14 protein-coding genes and 2 pseudogenes are annotated in these 18,691 nt (G+C 65.2%); 10 read left to right on the top strand and 6 right to left on the bottom strand.

Translation table 11 applies throughout. The features are described 5' to 3' along the window. Positions 1-7 precede the first annotated feature (7 nt). The 3 genes and pseudogenes from VHL31_RS17005 to VHL31_RS26700 all read left to right on the top strand — a co-directional run. Entirely contained in the window at positions 8-289 is a 282-nt protein-coding gene (locus tag VHL31_RS17005; RefSeq protein ID WP_414653758.1) for an integrase core domain-containing protein, read from the top strand. A gap of 45 nt (positions 290-334) precedes the next feature. Then, positions 335-1,190, top strand: a pseudogene (locus tag VHL31_RS17000) (IS5 family transposase). Further along, positions 1,187-1,396: pseudogene (locus tag VHL31_RS26700) on the top strand (3-keto-5-aminohexanoate cleavage protein); the annotation flags it as partial. The pseudogenes VHL31_RS17000 and VHL31_RS26700, both read left to right, overlap by 4 nt. Before the next feature lie 51 nt (positions 1,397-1,447). On the opposite strand, the gene VHL31_RS16995 reads toward VHL31_RS26700, so the two are convergent. Together VHL31_RS16995 and VHL31_RS16990 are read right to left on the bottom strand one after the other, a co-directional pair. Continuing rightward, positions 1,448-2,635 carry a M24 family metallopeptidase gene (locus VHL31_RS16995; protein ID WP_329662427.1) on the bottom strand — a complete coding sequence of 396 codons (1,188 nt, stop codon included), beginning with the start codon at positions 2,633-2,635 and terminating at the stop codon, positions 1,448-1,450. Positions 2,636-2,650: 15 nt separating this feature from the next. Then, positions 2,651-3,817: a Xaa-Pro peptidase family protein gene (locus VHL31_RS16990; protein WP_329662426.1), complete on the bottom strand. Its 1,167-nt coding sequence runs from the start codon at positions 3,815-3,817 to the stop codon at positions 2,651-2,653. 188 nt (positions 3,818-4,005) lie between these two features. Here VHL31_RS16990 and ehuB point away from each other — a divergent pair, with 188 nt between their 5' ends. From ehuB to VHL31_RS16965, 5 genes are read left to right on the top strand one after another with little or no spacing between them, the layout of a single operon-like run. Then, a complete protein-coding gene (gene ehuB, locus VHL31_RS16985; RefSeq protein ID WP_329662425.1) occupies positions 4,006-4,863 on the top strand; it encodes an ectoine/hydroxyectoine ABC transporter substrate-binding protein EhuB in 858 nt (285 codons plus the stop codon). Positions 4,864-4,906: 43 nt separating this feature from the next. Then, positions 4,907-5,635 (top strand): ectoine/hydroxyectoine ABC transporter permease subunit EhuC, encoded by a 729-nt coding sequence (gene ehuC, locus VHL31_RS16980; protein WP_329662424.1) that lies wholly within the window; start codon positions 4,907-4,909, stop codon positions 5,633-5,635. 18 nt (positions 5,636-5,653) lie between these two features. Continuing rightward, the gene (gene ehuD, locus VHL31_RS16975; protein WP_329662423.1) at positions 5,654-6,319 is read left to right on the top strand and encodes an ectoine/hydroxyectoine ABC transporter permease subunit EhuD; all 666 of its coding nucleotides are present in this window, start codon (positions 5,654-5,656) and stop codon (positions 6,317-6,319) included. Next, positions 6,316-7,095 carry an ectoine/hydroxyectoine ABC transporter ATP-binding protein EhuA gene (gene ehuA / locus VHL31_RS16970; protein WP_329662422.1) on the top strand — a complete coding sequence of 260 codons (780 nt, stop codon included), beginning with the start codon at positions 6,316-6,318 and terminating at the stop codon, positions 7,093-7,095. Before ehuD ends, ehuA begins: the two co-directional genes overlap by 4 nt. After that, positions 7,092-7,784, top strand: coding sequence for a GntR family transcriptional regulator (locus VHL31_RS16965; protein ID WP_329662421.1), 693 nt, complete (start codon positions 7,092-7,094; stop codon positions 7,782-7,784). The genes ehuA and VHL31_RS16965 overlap by 4 nt, the downstream gene beginning before the upstream one ends. 57 nt (positions 7,785-7,841) lie before the next feature. Here VHL31_RS16965 and VHL31_RS16960 read toward each other — a convergent pair whose 3' ends face one another. The 4 genes from VHL31_RS16960 to VHL31_RS16945 are packed head-to-tail and all read right to left on the bottom strand — an operon-like array spanning position 7,842 to position 12,257. Then, positions 7,842-8,699 carry an N-acyl homoserine lactonase family protein gene (locus tag VHL31_RS16960; protein WP_329662420.1) on the bottom strand — a complete coding sequence of 286 codons (858 nt, stop codon included), beginning with the start codon at positions 8,697-8,699 and terminating at the stop codon, positions 7,842-7,844. Positions 8,700-8,708: 9 nt separating this feature from the next. Beyond that, on the bottom strand, positions 8,709-9,674 hold the full coding sequence (locus VHL31_RS16955; protein WP_329662419.1) for an ABC transporter permease: 966 nt from the start codon (positions 9,672-9,674) through the stop codon (positions 8,709-8,711). A 7-nt stretch (positions 9,675-9,681) separates the two neighbouring features. Continuing rightward, on the bottom strand, positions 9,682-11,277 hold the full coding sequence (locus VHL31_RS16950) for a sugar ABC transporter ATP-binding protein (RefSeq protein ID WP_329662418.1): 1,596 nt from the start codon (positions 11,275-11,277) through the stop codon (positions 9,682-9,684). A gap of 38 nt (positions 11,278-11,315) precedes the next feature. Continuing rightward, positions 11,316-12,257, bottom strand: a complete 942-nt coding sequence (locus VHL31_RS16945) for a sugar ABC transporter substrate-binding protein (RefSeq protein ID WP_329662417.1) — start codon at positions 12,255-12,257, stop codon at positions 11,316-11,318. A gap of 165 nt (positions 12,258-12,422) precedes the next feature. On the opposite strand from VHL31_RS16945, the gene VHL31_RS16940 reads away from it, so the two are divergent. Both VHL31_RS16940 and VHL31_RS16935 read left to right on the top strand, forming a co-directional pair. Further along, positions 12,423-13,478 carry a LacI family DNA-binding transcriptional regulator gene (locus tag VHL31_RS16940; RefSeq protein ID WP_329662416.1) on the top strand — a complete coding sequence of 352 codons (1,056 nt, stop codon included), beginning with the start codon at positions 12,423-12,425 and terminating at the stop codon, positions 13,476-13,478. A gap of 371 nt (positions 13,479-13,849) precedes the next feature. Further along, positions 13,850-18,691, top strand: a 4,842-nt coding sequence (locus VHL31_RS16935) for a choice-of-anchor I family protein (protein WP_329662415.1), incomplete at its 3' end; no start/stop codon positions are given.

Genomic DNA, 18,691 nt, shown 5'->3' with positions numbered 1-18,691 from the left:
CAACGGCATCGAGCACCGACTGACCAGGCCCTGCCATCCTTGGACCAACCGACAGGCAGAGCGAACCGTGAGCACGATCAAGGACGTCATCGTGCACGCCTTCCACGACGCCACGAGCTGGGAGCTACGACGCCAGATCGCCGACTGGCAGGCAGCCTGCAACATCGCCAGGCAGCTCAAGGCGCTCCGCCGGCGCACGCCCATCGAGGCCATCCACGCCGTCTGGCAGCAAAAGCCCGAGCTTTTTCACCAGCCACCCTGCCTCTACGCCGTGGGACTAAATACCTAGGGGCTGTTATGGACCTGCGGCGATGGAGTGCCCAGGCTGCGGGTCATGATTACTCGCAAGCCGTATCCGCCCGATGTGTCCGATGATGAGTGGGCACTGGTAGCAGCCTGCCTGACCTTGCTGCCCGAGGACGTTGGGCAGCGCGCCCACTCGTTGCGCGAGGTGTTCAACGGCCTGCGCTATGTGGTGAAGACCGGGGCGCCCTGGCGCTGGATGCCCAACGACCTGCCGCCATCGATGCAAGGCATCGATCCCACGGCGTGATGTCGGCAGAGCCGACAGGGGCGGCGGTGTACCAGCAAGCCCAGCGCCGGCTGGCGGCAGGCTGCTTTGAGGCTCTGGCTGAGGATCTGCGCACGGTGCTGCGCTTGGCCGCCGGACGAACGGTGCAGCCGAGCGCTGCCATCTTGGACAGCCGGACCCTGCGCTCGACGCCCGAAAGCAGCAGCCGCGCCGGCTACGATGGTGCCAATCGGAAGAAGGGAGCCAAGCTGCACTTGGCGGTCGACACGCTTGGGGCATCTGCTGGCGCTGCACGTCACCCCGGCCAGCATCGATGACCGTGCCGCCGTAGGGCACTTGGCCCAGGCGGTGCAGGCAGCAACCGGCCAGAGCGTCGAGCTGGCCTATGTCGACCAGGGCTACACCGGATAGAAGGCCGCCGACGCCGCCAAGGCCCATGGCATCGACCTGGCGGTGATCAAGCTGCCCGAGGCCAAGCGCGGCTTCGTGCTCTTGCCGCGGCGCTGGGTCGTGGAAAGATCCTTCGCTAGGGCCACCCGCTTCCGGCGCCTGCCGAAGGACTACGAGCGCTATGCCTCGACCCCTCGCCGATCTCCACCTCGTAGCCTTTACCTGCATCATGCTCAAGCAGGCTGCCCGACTGGCCGCAGGCCCATAACAGGCTCTAGCGTCGCGGTCACCGGCTCCGTGCCGCGCAAGGCGAACAATCCTGCCATCCCGATCACGCCCCTCGAGCAGATCGGATCGACGCGTCAGGCCTTCGAGGCCAAGGCGGCGCTGGTGCATATCCATGTCCACCATGATGACAAGACGCCGTCCTCGGATCCCGAGCGCCTCGCTCAAGTGCAGGAAGGCGTGCGCCGGCGGAACGAGGCAGCGCGCTCAAGCTATGGCCGGACATGGCCTCGGCTTCGCCTACTTCACGAACAAGCGTCGTTCAAAGGAGCAGAACGTCTCCACACCGTCCTCCGTGATCCGGATCGGCTCGGAGATGGCGATCCCCCAGTCGTCCAGCCAGATGCCTGGCATGAAGTGGATCGTCATGTTCGGCTCCAGGATCGTCTCATCCACCGCGCGCAGCGAGATCGTGCGCTCGCCCCAGTCCGGCGGATAGTTCAGGCCGATCGAGTAGCCGCAGCGCGAATCCTTCACGAGCCCATGGCGGGCGATCGTCCTGGTCCAGGCCGCGTGGACGTCGCGCGAGCCGGCCCCAGGCCGTGCCACGGCCAGGGCCGCATCGATGCCTTCGGCCACCACCTTCGCCGCATCGATCATTTTCTGCGGCGGCGTGCCGAGATAGACGGTACGGGTGAGCGGCACGTGGTAGCGATGGCGCACGCCCGCCACTTCGATGGTGGTGCCGGTCTGCGCCTCGAACGGATCGTCCTGCCAAGTGAGATGAGGGCATGACGTGCCGACGCCGGACGGCATCAGCGGGACGATAGCCGGGTAGTCGCCGCCATAGCCGTCGACGCCGCGGGTGCCGACCGCCTGGATCTCCGCCGCCACGTCGCATTGCCGGACACCTACCCCCATCCGGTCGATGGCGGTCGCCATGATCTTCTCGGTGATGCGGGCTGCCTGCTGCATGAGGCCGATCTCGGCCGGGGACTTCACCGCACGCACCCAGTTCACCAAGCCATCGGCATTCTCGATCCGCGCGTTCGGCAACTCGGCGCGCAGGATGTCCTGGGAGCGGCCGGTGAAGTAATAGCTGTCGGCTTCCACGCCGATCCGGCCAGTGTCGGCACCACGCTCTTTCAGATGGCGTGCCACCTCCTGCATCGGATGCCTCGTCGTCGACTGCACGAAGTCATCGGCGTAGGTGAGAATGTTGTCGTCCGGCAGGATCGTGGTGAGCCTGGCACCGTTGCCGTCCTGGCCGCGGCCGAACCATAGCGGCTGATCGAGATCCTGCAGGACGATCACCGCCTGATGCACGTAGAACGACCAGCCATTGTAGCCGGTCAGGTAGTTCATGTTGGCAGGATCGCTGCAGATCAGTGCGTCCAGCCCGGCTCTAGCCATGCGCTGCTTGGTCTTGGCGATGCGGGCGGCGAATTCCTCAGGAGAGAACGGCGTGTTGTTCTTGCCGAATTGCATGCAGGTCGCCTCGTTCTAGCGGATCGTGACGTCGGTCGGCGTACGGGTCAGGACCTCGGGGCCATCATCGCCGAGCAGCACGGTGTTCGAGATGAAGTAGTCGCCACGCTCGGTCCCCATCAGCCAGGACAGGACGTGGAAGCTCATGCCGGTGCGAATCACCACCTCGCTGTCGTGGCGCAGCCCCAGCACCTTGTTGCCGCCGGTCCAGCTGGGCGGCATCCCGATCCCGACCATGTAGCCGCAATGGTGGCGCCGGTAATGGGCGAGCCCGGCCCTGTCGACCACGGCCTGCCAGGCTGCGTAGACATCCCGGGCGAGGACGCCATCCTTCAGCGTGCCTACCACCGCATCGAAGGCATCCTGCGTGATCGCGGCCATGTCGCATGTACCGGAAGGGACCCGGCCCACATGGACCAAGCGGCCGAGTGGCGCGTGATAACGGGCGACACAGCCGGAAAGCTCGAAGAAGACCGCGTCGCCGTCGTCCAGCCGTCTACCGGTCCAGCTCGTATGCTCCTCGCCGAGCCGGTCAGTGGAGCGGATGAAGGGCCCGAAGCCTGGATATGTCCCTTGCTCCGTCATCACCCTCAGGCAGGCGGCAGCGACCTCGGCCTCGCTGGCGCCAGGCCGGATGGCGGCGATCCCGGCATCCGTGGCTGCATCGGTGACCTTCGCGGCCGCGCGAAGATAGACCTGTTCAGCCGGACTCTTGACCAGACGGATGTCATCGACGAGGCCGGTCACGTCCGACCATCGGACATTGCCGAGGCCCAGCTGCAGGGCGTGGGCCAGACCGGCGGGAAGGCCAGAACTCCACAGCTCCAGGCCGATCCGGTCCGGCAGACGGCCTGCCTGCAGCTCGCGCACCACGACGTCGGCGACCGTCTCGGAATCGGCATGGCCGGCGAAGCGCGCATTCGCCACCTGCGCGGCTATCGTCACCTGCTCCATGGCTCGGGTGACCAGCACGAGGCCACCTTCGGCCGGCACGATCAGCAGATGCGGGGCGAAGTAGCCCCAGTGATCCAGGCCGGTCAGGTAGAAGATGTTGTCCGGCGAGGAGAGCAGCACGAGCGGCAGGTCGCGCCGCGCCATCTCGCGACGTACGGCCAAGAGCCTTGCGGCAAACTCCTGGGGCTCGAACAGATGCGCCATCAGGAAGCGACTCCACACCGGCATGTACACATGCGTTGCCTATATCTCGTTCATAACGGCTAGTATTCAGGCGTTCCACAAATAGATGTACACAACCATTGAAACGACTGCAACATTGGTGCACGTTCGCCCTTGATCCTGACCGGGTCGGGCGAAGGCGTGCTTCGGGCCCGTCCCCTCACTCACCTCGATGTGGAACGGAGGACGACATCATGATGAAGACGATCCTGTCGCGACGTGCCGTCATGGCTCTCTTTGCTGTCGCCGCGACCTTCTCGGTGGGTGCCGCCCAGGCCCAGTCGACGCTGGAGGAGGCCCGTGAAGCCGGTTACATCCGCGTCGGCTTCGCCAACGAAGCACCGTTCGGCTTCGCCACACCCGACGGCAAGCTGACCGGTGAATCACCGGAAGTGGTCAGGGCCGTGATGGCCAAGCTCGGCATCAAGGAGATCGACGGCGTCCTGACCGAGTTCGGCTCCCTGATCCCCGGCCTGCAGGCGGGCCGCTTCGACCTCGTTGCTGCCGGGATCTTCGTCAATCCGGCCCGCTGCCAGCAGGTACTGTTCTCCGAGCCGACCTACGGCATCGGCCAGGCCATGCTGGTCCAGAAGGGTAATCCAAAGTCGATCACCGACTACTCGACCTTCGCGCAGAACAAGGATCTGAAGCTGGCCGTGATGGCCGGCGCCGTCGAGGCCGGCTATGCGGCCGATTCGGGCGTGGACCAGTCCCAGCTGGTCGTCCTGCCCGACCAGTCGAGCCTGGTTGCGGCGGTGAAAGCCGGCCGGGCCGATGCCGCAGCGCTTACCGCCTTGTCGATCGCCGACATGGCTTCGAAGAATCCGGAGACGGAGTCCACGAGGCCATTCGGCACGGTTGCCGGCAAGTCGGTCGTCGGCCATGGCGCGATCGCCTTTCGCAAGGACGATGCCGCGTTCGTCGAAGCCTTCAATGCAGAGCTGAAGAAGTTCCTAGGATCCGAGGAGCACCTGGCACTGGTGACGCCGCTGGGCTTCGGCAAGGACTACATGCCGACGAAGACGACGGCCGAGCTTTGCGCCGGCGAGTGAACAAGGCCGGTCGAGGCCGTCGGTCGAGAAGCAGGAACGGGCCATGGCGCCGCGCTGGATTGCTGTCTGCGTCATCGTGAGCTTCGCCGCGGGCTTGGCGGTGGCATCCTTCGCGGGCTTCCGTGAGTTCATCCCGGGCCTGCTGCAGGGTGCCTTGGTGACGATCGAGATCGCCCTCGCGGGCGCGGTCGTCGCCGTCATCGCTGCATTCGGCGCTGCCATGGCACGGATGTACGGACCCCTCCCGGTCCGATGGCTGGCGGTCGCCTATGTCGAGCTGTTCCGAGGCACGTCCGCCCTGGTGCAGCTGTTCTGGATGTTCTTCGTTCTTCCGCATTTCGGCGTGACGCTCGAGCCGATGACGGTGGCGATCACCGCGCTTGGCCTCAATGTCGGGGCCTACGGGTCGGAAGTGGTGCGTGGAGCTGTCCAGGCGGTTCCCCGCGGCCAGTGGGAGGCGACGATCGCCCTGAACATGACGCGGGGCGAAGCGCTGCGGCGGATCATCCTGCCGCAGGCGCTCGTGGCGATGATCCCCCCTTGGGGCAACCTGTTCATCGAGCTTTTGAAGTCCACGGCGCTGGTGTCGCTGATCACCATTTCCGACCTCGCATTCCGGGCTCAGCAGATGAACCAGACCACCTTCCGGACTGTGGAGATCTTCACGATCGTGCTGGTGATCTACCTCGCGATCGCCGCCGTGATCACCACCGGCATGAGGGCGTTGGAGCAGAAGGCAGCGGGTGCGGTGGCCCGTGGCCGGGTCCACTGATGAGCGGGAACGGATGAGATGGACTGGGACTGGAACTACGCGTTCGAGATCCTGCCCCTGCTCGCCCAGGCTTCGCTGGTCACGATCCAGGCGACGCTGTTGGGGTTCCTGCTGGCGGCCGTGCTGGGGCTGGTCTTCGCAGTCCTGCGCATGTCGCCCAATCGAACGATATCGCTGCCGACGACGGCCGTCGTCGAGTTCATTCGCTCCACGCCGCTCCTGATCCAGATCTTCTTTTTCTACTTCGTCTTCCCGGAGTTCGGCGTCTCGCTTGACGCGCTGACCGCAGGGATCATCGCGCTCGGCCTCCATTACGGAACATATTGTGCGGAGGTCTACCGTGCCGGGCTGGACAACGTACCTCGTGGCCAGTGGGAGGCGTCGATCGCCCTCAACCTGACCACGTTCCACACATTTCGGGACGTGATCATCCCGCAGGCGATTCCGCCGGTGGTGCCGGCCTTGGGCAACTATTTCGTGGCGCTGTTCAAGGAAACGCCGCTGCTGTCCGCCATCGCGGTGATGGAACTCATGCAGCAGGCCAAGATCCTCGGCTCGAACACCTTCCGCTACATCGAGCCGATCACGCTGGTCGGTGCGTTCTTCCTGGTCTTCAGCCTTGTCGCGGCGGCCTTGATCCGTCTCCTGGAGCGGCGCCTCAAGCGGATCGGAGCACGCGCATGACCATGTCGCCGATGGTGAAGTTCGACGGCGTGACCAAGAGCTATGGTGCGCTGACGGTGCTGGACGGGCTCGACCTTGAGATTGGTGCCGGCGAGAAGGTCGCCATCATCGGTCCGTCCGGCTCGGGCAAGACCACTGTCCTGCGCATGCTCATGACGTTGGAGAAGATCAACGGCGGCGTCATCTGGGTGGATGGAGAACCGCTTACCCACCAGGTCAGCAGCGGCACGCTCGTGCCGGCCGACGCTGCCCATCTGCGACGGATGCGCGGCAAGATCGGCATGGTGTTCCAGCACTTCAACCTGTTCCCGCACATGACGGCGCTCAAGAACTGCATGGAGGCACCGCTCACCGTCCTGAAGATGCCGAAGACGGAAGCCCGTGCACGGGCGGCCGAGCTGCTGGAGATGGTGGGCCTGAGCGACAAGCTCGACCATTACCCGTCCCAGCTGTCCGGCGGCCAGCAGCAACGCGTCGCCATTGCCCGCGCACTGGCCATGCGGCCGAAGGTGATGCTGTTCGACGAGGTAACCTCCGCACTTGACCCTGAGCTGGTCGGGGAAGTCCTGAACGTCATCCGTCGGCTGGGATCCGAGCTCGACCTGACCATGCTGATGGTGACCCACCAGATGGGATTCGCCCGCGAGTTCGCCGACCGGGTCTGCTTCTTCTATGCCGGCAAGATCTGTGAGCAAGGCCCCCCTGCCCAGCTGTTCGGCGCGCCCCGACACGAACGAACCCGGCAGTTCCTGAGCGCCGTCCTGGAGGCGACGTGAGCGCCGCCACGACGGTCTCCGCCCGGGAACGGTCTGATCGCATCTATGGCATCTTGCGCGACCGCATCTCCATGCTGGCCTATCCGCCGGGGATGCGGCTGTCCGAGGAGGAACTGGCCGAGGAGTTCCAGGTCAGCCGGACGCCGGTGCGCCGGGTGCTGACGCGTCTGGAGAACGAGGGGCTCGTCACCGTCGTCCATGGGGTCGGCACGATCGTGACCGACGTCGATCTCGACGAACTTGCGCAGGTCTATCACCTCCGCCTCGAGCTTGCCGTCTTGATGGGCAAACTGTCGCCGCTGCCGCGCAGCGAAGGGGACCTGGCTCGCGTGCGTGCGCTGATCGAACGCTGCGACGATGTTTCGGCCGATGCGGATCACATGGCGTATGCCCGGCTGAACATGGAGTTCTTCGCCGAGATCAGCGCCATGACCGGCAACCTGCCGCTGCGCGACATCAGCGAGCGCCTTTACTTCCAGACCTCGCGGATCGTCCTGAAGCTTCTTCCTGTGCTCAACCTTGCCGAGGAGTTCGCTGCCTTTCGCCAGGAGATGACCGAGATCCTGGCCGCCATGCAGATCGGCGACCTTGAATCAGTCGGCCATCTCCGCCGCGCCCATATCTCGATGAGCTTTGCCCGCATGATGCGCTACGCTGCCGAAGCCAAGGAGAATCCGAGGGGCGCCTGACCCACGCGCGGCAAGGCTACTGGCAATGGATCCGTGAGGGAGCTGCCCGGATCCCTTTCATGAGGCCCGGGAGATCTTGAAGCCCTCGATGTTCTTTACCTCCGGCAAGTGCTCCCAGCGCGCGGCATCGTGCAGGATGATCAGCTTGCTGAGGTCGCCACCGATCTCGTCGTTGATCCGGTCCATGGTCTTGAGCTGTTCCCAGATGCTGCCGATGCCGTTGGCGAGCGGGACGTAGACGCCGTTATGGTTGTGCCCGGTGAGGTTGCGTGAGGAATAGATGCAGTCGCCGGACACGACGATCCGGCCGCGCGCACTTTCCAGGATGACGAACTGTTGGCCGATGGTGTGGCCGGATCCCAGCCGGACGTGGAGACCGGGCAGGAGGTTGTCCTTGTCGCCGTCCAGAAGGGTGAGGCGGTGCTCGACTGAGGCGTCGAACGCGGCACGCAGATCATCGGGATTGATGATGTCGGTGAGGAAGCCGAACTGCGGCGGCAGGGCCATCGCCTCGTGCCAGCTAAGCAACTCGCTCTTCTGGATGTAGAGGCGGGCTTTCGGGAATTTGTGGATGGAGCCCATATGGTCGAAATGGGCATGGCTCAGCACGATGTCGGTCACGGAATCGGCCGGGACTCCCATCTCTTCCAGCATGCGGACCGGCGAGATCCAGTAGGGAACGCCAAAGCGGACGCTCATCTCTTCGCCGATGCCTTCGCGCATGAAGCCGGTGTCGACCAGCACGTTGCGCTGCCCGCTGCGCGCCAGGACGAACGAGAAGGGCGTGTCCATCACCCCCTCGTGATGGGTTCCGTTCACCAGGCTCGCGATCGGCTGGTCCTTCGCCCGCGCATACTCGATGACGTAGATGTCCCACTGGGGAGGCTGGGCAGGGTTCTGCGCGGCGTTCGGCATGGTTGCTCCTCATCGTTCGGCCATGATCCGGCCGAGACTGGACAGGCCCACGGCGACGATCAGGATCGCGCCCTGGAAGAAGTATTGGGAGAAGGTCGGCGCCCCGAAGATGTTCAGGCCGTTGAAGCCGAACGCGATGATCAGCGCGCCGATGAAGGTACCGAAGACGTGGAACTCGCCGTCACGGAGCGTGGCGGAGCCCAGGAAGACGGCGGCGAACGCGGTGAGCAGGTAGCTGTCGGCCGCACTGGTGGTGCCGCTGCCAAGACGCGACGCCAGGAGGATGCCGGTCAGCGCCGCGCACATGCCGGAGATCACGAAGCCCAGCGTCTTCACCCGGTCGACATCGATGCCTGCCAGCCTTGCCGCGGCGGGGTTGCCGCCTACCGCCTGGATCTCCTGGCCGAGCGAGGTCCGCTCCACCAGCGTCCACAAGGCGCCCATGACGACGATCATGATGATGATGTTGTTCGGGATGCCGAACAGCCAGCGGCCCAGCGACAACTGGAGGAAGGCTTCCGGGACGCCCGCCACGATAGGAACGCCGGCCGAGTAGGCGAACGAGAGGCCGATCAGGATGGTGCCGACGCCGAGCGTTGCGATCACCGAGTTCACCCGCATCTTCGTGACGATGAATCCGTTGACCAGGCCGATCAGTGCGCCGGCGGCGATGACGATCAGCACCGCGACCGGGATCGGCAGCTGGTTCTGGACGATGAGGCCGGTCACCAGCAGGCCGTGCAGGCTTGCGGCGAAGCCGACGGACAGGTCGAGTTCGCCCACGATCACGGCAAGCGTCAGGCCGCCGGCGATGATCATCGCGAGCGACGCCTGGTTGAGGACGTTCGTGAAATTGCTGACCGTCGGAAAGGCACGGGGCGAGAGGATCGCAAAGCCAAGGATCATCAGGACCAGGCCGATGATGGTCGCAAAGCGCGCGAATACGCCCAGCGCCAGCTTCGTCCGCGGCGACATCCGCCGATTACCCGTCTGCGTGTTCGTCAATCCGCCCCCCTTGGTCCACCGTCGTTCCATCGGCATAGCTGGCCTCGACGATCGCGTTTCGCGTCAGCTCGGCGCCGGCCAGTTCCGCCACCATTCGACCCTCCGACATCACCAGCACCCGGTCGCACAGGTCCGGCAGTTCGTCCGGCTCGGACGAGATTACCAGCACCGCCACCCCGTCCTTGGCCAGCTGACGGATCAGGCGATGGATTTCGGCCCGGGCCCCGACGTCGACGCCACGGGTCGGCTCATCCAGGATCAGGACCCTCGGCGTACGCAGGAGCCATCGGCCGATCACGACCTTCTGCTGGTTGCCACCGCTCAGGCGCCCGACCGGCTGGTCGAGGTCATGAATCTTGATGGCCAGGTCCTTGACCATCTTCGCCGAGAGCGCCCGGCTCTTCGGCCGATCCAGCAGCGGGAAGGCCGGGCTTCGTACGATGCGCTGGAGGTTGGAAAGCTGGAGGTTGAAGCCGACGCTCTTGGTGAGCACCAGCCCATCGGCACGTCGCTCTTCCGGCACGAAACCCAGGCCGGCCTTCACGGCTTCCGCTGGATGACGCGGTGCATAGGGCCCGCCGTCGAGCGTCATCCGTCCGGCTTCCGGCCGGTCGGCGCCGAACATCAGCCGGGCAAGCTCGCTGCGGCCAGCACCCACGAGCCCGCCGATGCCCAGCACCTCGCCCTGGCGGAGCTCCAGGCTCACGCCGCGGACCTTCGGCAGGCGCGTCAGCCCCTGGACGGACATCGCCACCCTGCCTTGGCTGCTCCCCTCGATGCGGTCACGCGTGCTCGTGACCGCACCACCGACGATGGCCTCGACGAGCGCTGATCGCGTCAGGGCCGACCGATCGAGCGAAGCGACCGAGGCACCGTCCCGGAACACGGTCACGCGGCGACAGAGACGGAGAATCTCGTCGAGCCGATGGGAGACATACAGGACGGCGACACCCGAGGCGGACAGGTCCTCGATGATCGACATGAGCTTCTCGGCCTCATGCGCCGAAAGGGAGGCGGTAGGCTCGTCCATCACGATCAACCGCGCTTTGCGCACCAGGGCCCGGCAGATGCTGATCAGCCAGTTCTCGGCCGTCGACAGGCGCTTGACCACTGTATCCAGCGGCGCGGTAATCCCGACCCGCTCGATCAGTGGCCTGATGTCCTGGGCGGTAGTCTTCCAGTCGACCAGCCCCAGGCGGGTCTTCTTGGGCACCCCCAGCATGATGTTCTCGAGGACCGTCATGCCCGGGATGAAGACGAGTTCCTGATGAATGAAGCTCATGCCGAGATCTGTCGCGCGGTGCGGCGTGTCGATCGAGTGCGGCACGCCGTCGATCTGGATCTCGCCTTCGTCGGGCTGGACCAGGCCGGCGATGCACCGGATCATCGTCGACTTGCCCGCACCATTGGCGCCGACCAAGCCATGCACTTCGCCCGGCGCCACCGCCAGCGTCGCGCGTGCCAGTGCCCTGGCCCCGCCGAAGGACTTGCTGACATCCCGGGCCAGCAGAAGCGGCACGCCTGCAGCGTTTTCGACCGGGCTTGTTGCCCGGTCGAAGCTTGCAGTGGTCAAGGAAGATGCCTGCATCGACGATGAGCCCGTCCGCCGTCTTACTGGACCGCTTCGGGATGGTCGGCCAGGAACTGCTCGACATTGGCCTGCGTCACGAGCACGGCCGGCACCTCGGCAGCCTTGGGCTGCCAGGCATCGCCTGCGTCTTTGATCTCCTTGATCATGTTGATCATGTTCAGGCCTTCGGTGTAGCTGTCCTGCCAGGCCGTGGCGGTCATGTGGCCGTTCTTGATGTTTTCCAGCGCCTGCGCGTTGCCGTTGATCCCGTACACCTTGACGTCGTCGCGGCCCTGCTGGCGAAGCGCCCCGATGGCGCCGATCGCCGGGTCGTCCCAGCAGCCCCAGATCGCGAGGTTCTCGTCGCCGGCCGGGTGCGATGCCAGCCATGCGTTCGCATACTGCGCGCCGTCCTCGAAATAGCCGGGGATGCGGACCTCGTTCTTGGTGACGGTGATCTCGGGATGCTCGGCGAGCATCTCGTCGAGCACCACCTCGCGGTTGCGGCAGACTTCACCGGTACGATAGGTGAGCGCCAGGACGCTGCCCTTGCCTTCCAGGTCCTTCACCATCTGCTCGATCACCGGCGCGGCCATGGGCCCGCCCGAGCCATTGGTGGCCGCAACGCTGCTGCCGATGCCGCCACCCCAGGTCACCACCGGAATCCCGGCGTCCTTGGCCGCGGCAAGACCTGCCCCGATCGAGCTGTAGGGAAACACCATGTCGACAATGGCGCCGGCCCCGCGCTGGACGAAGTTCTGGATCGCGGCGTTCGCCTGATCGGCGCTGCCGGCGGCATCGATGACGGACACCTGCCAGCCCAGCTTTCCCGCGGCGGCTTCGGCACCCTTGATGTAGCGGGCATTGTTCGCCTCGGTCGCCGAGATCGAGACGATCCCCACCAGCACCGGTTCCTGCGCCTGGACCGCACCTGCCGACATCATCAGGCCTGCGACGAGGATGCCGAGATAGTTGGTCTTCATTGGTACCTCCCTCGATCCGCCCAGAAACGCATCAGGCGGTAGACAGCCGTAGCTAACCGTTTCGCTATATCTCCATCAGTTTGGCTAAGAGTTTAAGCTGACAACGTAGTAGACATTTCGGCTGGTAAAGCTTCACAATCAGCGAAACGATTAGCTGACGGATGAATGGCGACTATCAAGGACGTGGCGAGGCTGGCGGGTGTGTCGACGGCGACCGTCTCCGCCGTCGTCAACGATACGGCCTATGTAAGCCCTGCGCTCCGCAAGAAGGTGCTCTCGGCGATCGCGGAACTGCGCTACGCACCCTCGCTGGTCGCCCGCAGCCTCAAGCGCGGCCGCAGCCAGCTGATCGCCCTGGTGGTTGCCGACCTCGCCAACCCGTTCTTCGCCAAGATCGTCTGCACGGCCGAGGCAGCGGTGGCAGCCTGGGGCTATTCGCTGGTGGTGTTCAACAGCGACGAGAAGCCGGACAACGAGCGGCGCATCCTCGCGCGCATCCGCATGTTGTCCTGCGACGGCATCCTGCTGGTGCCGGTCGGCGGCTCCGTGGAAAGCTCCCGCGAGCTTGCCGGCATGACGATTCCGACGGTCCTGTTCGGACGCTCGATGGAAGGCGTGGACTTCGACACCGTCACCATCGACAACCGCTCCGCCGCGCGTCGGGTCACCGACTACCTGCTCGACCTCGGCCATCGGTCGATCGGCACGATCACCGGCCCGCTTCACCTGACGACCGGGCGCGGGCGGCTGGACGGGATGATGGAAGCCATGGACGCGCGTGGCCTTGCGCCGGCACCGGAGTTCGTGCGCTCCGGCGAGTTCCGCGAGGATGTCGCCTATTCGATTGCCCGCGAGATCCTCGTCCGTCCGGACCGGCCCACGGCGCTCTATATCGCCAATGGGGTCATGGCGCTGGGCGTCATGCGCGCCCTGGCAGATCTCGGACTGAAATGTCCGGATGACATTTCGGTCGCATCCACCGACACGATCCCCGGCATCAGCGGTCTCCGCCCACGGTTGACCCGCACGGAGCATCCCGCGTCCGACATGACCAACGAAGCGGTGCGCCTGCTCGTCGACCGGATCGACCGGGCAGTCGACCTGCCGGCCCGCAACATCGTGTTTCAGCCGGAGCTCGTGGTAGGCGACAGCTGCGGACCGGTGAGCGGCCGGACCCTGGCGAAGCGCGATCCCGAGCGGCGTGGAGTGCGCCCGGCCTGACCGAACGAGGTGCGGGTCGGCTCGATCGTGATGGTGATCTCATCGCGATAGGTGCCCGCCCGCTTGCCCGTCACATCACCGATCGCGACTTCTAGCGGGAGGATAGCACCGGTCGCCGCCGTGATGGCATCTGCTGTGACTAGGGGGCCTCGTCGTCGGTGAAAGTGCCCGGGGCTGCCGATCGGCGGCTGTGAAGCAGCAAGAGTTCGGCGTCGCGCGAGATCGGGCCATCCGAATTCTGCCATCGTCCCGTCATCGATGTGCGAACGGCGCGTCATCTCCTGGTCGCCCAACTCGGCTAACGCTGCCCTCGACCAAGAGCGGCGTTGTCCAAGCGGGCGCGCCAAGGCTACCGATCGCGGAGGTGCGCCATGAACAACCAGCCTACTCGGGACGAGCTCACGATTCCCGAGATCCAGGGCGAAGATCATGTCTCCTCCGAGGCCGGGCGTGAGGTCGCGGTACGTGGCATCGTCACGGCCTTGGGCTCGAACGGCTTCTACCTCCAGGATTCGCAGGGTGACGGCAACGACGCGACGTCTGACGCGATCTTCGTGTTCACGCGGTCTGCCCCCACCGTCGCCATTGGCGACGAGCTCGAGGTAGCCGGCCGCGTGACCGAGTTCACGCCCGGCGGTGAGGAGAGCGGCAACCTTTCCACCACCCACATCACGTTTGCCGAAAGCACGCTGCTCTCCAGCGGCAACGATCTGCCGACGGCCGTGGTGATCGGCCAGGAAGGACGGCAAGCGCCGACCGACGTCATTGATGACGATGGCTTACGCGATTTCGAGCCACAGACGGACGGCATCGACTTCTACGAGAGCCTGGAGGGCATGAGGGTCGAGGTCCAAGACGCTGTTGCGGTCAGTCCCACCAATGCATTCGGCGAGATCGCGGTCCTGCCGGATGGCGGCGAGGGCGCCGGCGTGCGGACCGAGGCAGGCGGTATTGCCTTCCGGCCGGACGATGCCAATCCCGAACGAATCCTCGTCGACGACGTCCTGGCCGGTGACCCCCCGGCTCTCCAGGTCGGCGACCAGTTCTCCGGCTCGATCGTAGGTGTGCTCGATTACAGCTTCGGCAGCTTCAAGCTGCTGAACACGGAGGCGCTGCCACAGGTGACGTCGGGTGGCGCAGAACGCGAAGGCACGGACCTCGCCGGGAGCGAGGATGCTCTGACGGTCGCGACCTTCAACGTCCTGAATCTCGACCCGTCCGACGGCTCGCCGAACCCCGGCAGTGACGATCAGCTGACCCGCCTGTCGCTGGACATCGTCCAGCGCCTGAACAGCCCGGACATTCTTGCGCTCCAGGAGATCCAGGACAACGACGGCCCGACCGACAGCGGTGAGACTTCCGCCAGCGAGACGCTCGCTCGGCTGGCCGAGGCGATACGGCTCGCCGGCGGTCCATCCTACGAAGTCGTCCAGATTGCCCCGGAGAACAATGCCGACGGCGGCGAGCCTGGCGCCAACATCCAGGTCGCCTACCTCTACAACCCTGAGCGCGTGACCTTTGTCCCGCAAGGCGAAGCGGGCCCGACCGACGAGGTAGGCGTGGTGACCGGCGAGGACGGGCCGGACCTGTCGCTGAACCCCGGCCGGGTTGATCCGAGCAGCCCCGCCTTTGGCCAGGACGAGCAGACCGGCTTTGAAGGGACGCGCAAGTCGCTCGCCGCCCAGTTCGAGTTCCAGGGCGAGGACGTGTTCCTCATCAACAACCACTTCAAGTCCAAGTCCGGCGACGATCCGCTGTTCGGTACCGAACAGCCGCCCTTCCAAGGCACGCTCGGCCAGCGCGTGTTCCAGGCCGACGAGATCAGCGACTTCGTGGACGACCTCGTGAAGGCCGACCCGGACGCGAACGTGGTGGTGCTGGGCGACATGAACGACTTCGACTTCTCCAGGACACTGGAGACGCTGAAGGGCGGTCAGCTCACCAATCTGGTCGAGAACCTGCCGCTCGAGGACCGCTACAGCTTCAACTTCGAGGGCAATTCGCAGGCTCTGGATCACATCCTGGTCACGCCGGGCTTGGCCGAGCGCGCGGACGTCGACATCGCCCACCTGAACGCCGACTTCCCGCAGGAGGTTCGCTCCAGCGACCATGATCCGGTGCTGGCACGCTTCGATTTCGGCGAGCCCGAGGCCGGCGGTCTTGCGCTCGTGTCCCGGATTGCGCCTGAAGGCGGCGAGCCGGTCACCGGTGGCGCCGAGATCGTCGCACATGATCCCGCAACGCAGCGCCTGTTCATCACCAACGCCGTGGACGGCACGGTCGACGTCGTCTCCATCGCCGACGCCGCGGCACCCGAGCGCCTGTTCTCGATCGACATGGACCAGGTCATCGAAGGCGGGCAGGTCACGAGTGTCGCGGTGAAGGATGGTCTGGTTGCCGTGGCCGTGAAGAATCCGGACACGAACGCCCAAGGCTTCGTCGCCCTGTTCGACGCGGACGGAAAGTACCAGGGTGGTGCAGAGGTCGGCGTGGGCCCGGATCACGTGACCTTTACGCCGGACGGAACCAGGGTACTGACCGTCAATGAGGGGGAACCCACTGACGAAGGCGACCCGATCAGCTCGGTATCGGTCGTGGACGTCTCGACGCCTGGACAGCTGAAGACTTCGACCGAGGTCGATTTTTCGGCCTTCGATGGCAAGGTGGACGAGCTGCGCCAGGCGGGCGTACGGCTGTTTCCGGACAAGCTGCCGTCAGAGGACTTCGAGCCCGAGTACCTGTCGGTGGCGCCAGACGGCAAGACCGCAATGGTGACGCTCCAGGAGAACAACGCAGTTGCGATCCTGGACCTCGAGACCAAGACGTTCACCGACGTCGAGGCGCTCGGCCTGAAGGACCATAGCCAGCCCGGCAACGGCCTGGACGCCAGCGACGATGACGGGCAAATCAGCATCGTGAACTGGCCAGTCTTCGGCATGTACATGCCGGACAACGTGGCGAGCTTCCAGGCAGGCGGCGCCACCTACTACGTCATCGCCAACGAGGGTGACGATCGCGGTGAGGACGAACGGATCAAGGACCTGGAACTTGATCCGACGGCCTTTCCGAATGCCGGGGAATTGCAGGCCGACGAGCAGCTGGGGCGGCTCGGCGTCTCGACCATCGACGGCGATACGGACGGTGATGGCGACCATGACGTGCTGCAGGCCTATGGCGGTCGCTCGTTCTCGGTCCTCGACAGCACCGGCAAGATCGTCTTCGACAGCGGCGACCAGTTCGAGCAGATCATCGCAAAGCATCTGCCGGATGCGTTCAACAGCGACAACGAGGAAGCCGACAGCTTCGACTCGCGCAGCGACAACAAGGGGCCCGAGCCGGAAGGCATCGTCAGCGGCGAAGTCGATGGGGTGCCCTATGCCTTTGTCGGCATGGAGCGGGTCGGCGGCATCATGGCGTTCGACCTGAGCGATCCCACCGCGCCCGAGTTCGTCTCCTACATCAACACCCGCAACTTCGACGCGCCGGTCGACAGCCTGGAAGCCGGCGACAACGGCCCCGAGGGCCTGACCTTCATCAGCGCCGAGAACAGCCCGACCGGCAAGCCGATGATCGCGGTGGGCCACGAGGTCAGCGGCACGACGGCGCTCTACGAATTCACGCCGCCGACGATCGAGCCGCCGCCGACCGAGGAGAACTTCTCGCTCCAGCTCGTCCATGCCTCCGACCTGGAGGGCGGCGTGGAGGCGATCGACAGCGCACCGAACTTCGCGGCGATCGTCGAAGCGCTGGAGCAGCAGAACGAGAACACGCTGGTGCTCTCCTCGGGTGACAATTTCTTGCCCGGACCGTTCCTCAATGCTGCCGCCGATCCGGTGTTCGGCGAGAACGGCGTCTTCAACGAGACCTACAATCAGCTTTTTGGCCTGGACGCTGATGGCTATGCGGCGCTGCAGGAAGGCGCCGGCCGGATCGACATCTCGATCATGAACGTGATCGGCTTTGACGCTTCGGCCGTGGGCAACCACGAGTTCGACCTCGGCACCGCCACCTTTGCCTCCATCATCGCTGCCGATGCGGGCGAGGCGGAGGACGTGGCCGACGACGGTTGGGTCGGTGCACAGTTTTCCTATTTGTCGGCCAACCTGGACTTCAGTGGCGATGCCAGCCTGTCTGGCCTCTACACGGACGAGATCCGGCCGAGCACGGACTTTGCTTCCGGTAGCTCGGCGGATCCTGCCAAGATCGCGCCGGCGACGGTCGTCGACATCAACGGCGAGAAGATCGGCATCATTGGCGCCACGACCCAGATCGTGCAGACGATCTCGTCGACCGGCGGCGTCTCCGTGGTCGGTGACCCTACCGGTGACGACATGCAGCAGCTGGCCGACGTGCTGAACCCGGTGATCGATCAGCTCGAGGTGCAGGACATCGACAAGATCATCTTGACCTCGCACCTCCAGCAGATTTCGCTGGAACAGGAGCTGGTGGGCCTCCTGGACGGGGTCGACATCGTGATGGCCGGAGGCTCCGACACGATCCTGGCTGATGAGGACGACGTGCTTCGTCCGGGCGATGCGGCCGTCGAGGGCTACCCGATCCTGACGCAGAACGCAGACGGCAATGCCGCGATCATCGTCAACACGGCTGGCGAGTACAGCTATGTCGGTCGCCTGAACGTCGAGTTCGACGCCGACGGAGACATCATTCCGGAAAGCATCGATCCCGCCAAGAACGGGCCGATCGCCACCACCGACGAGAACGTCGCCGAGTTCTGGGGCAACGCGGATCCGTTCGCGGAAGGCACCAAGGGCGACCTCGTGGCAGGTCTGGTCGACGCGGTGAGCGGCATCGTCGAGGAGCAGGACGGCAACGTATTCGGCCGGACCGACGTGTTCCTGGAGGGCCGGCGCGAGCTGGTCCGAACGGAGGAGACCAATCTCGGCGATCTCTCGGCGGATGCGAACCTGGCCTATGCCCGGAGCATCGATGCCGGCGTCCAGGTGTCGATCAAGAACGGCGGCGGCATCCGCTCCTTCATCGGCGAGATCGACGATGATGGCACCCTGTTGCCGCCGCAGGGCAACCCGGACGCCGGCAAGGACGAAGGTGAAGTCTCCCAGCTCGACATCGTCAACTCGCTGCGGTTCAACAACGCGCTCTCGATCGTCACGACGACCGCGGAAGGGCTGAAGGCGCTGCTGGAGCATGGCGTCGCCGCCACGGCCGAGGGTGCCACGCCCGGCCAGTTCCCA

The organism is Geminicoccus sp., from assembly GCF_036263595.1.
Taxonomy (GTDB): domain Bacteria; phylum Pseudomonadota; class Alphaproteobacteria; order Geminicoccales; family Geminicoccaceae; genus Geminicoccus.
Note: the sequence above shows the minus strand (reverse complement) of the source record. Positions and strands in the feature narration are given on the sequence as shown.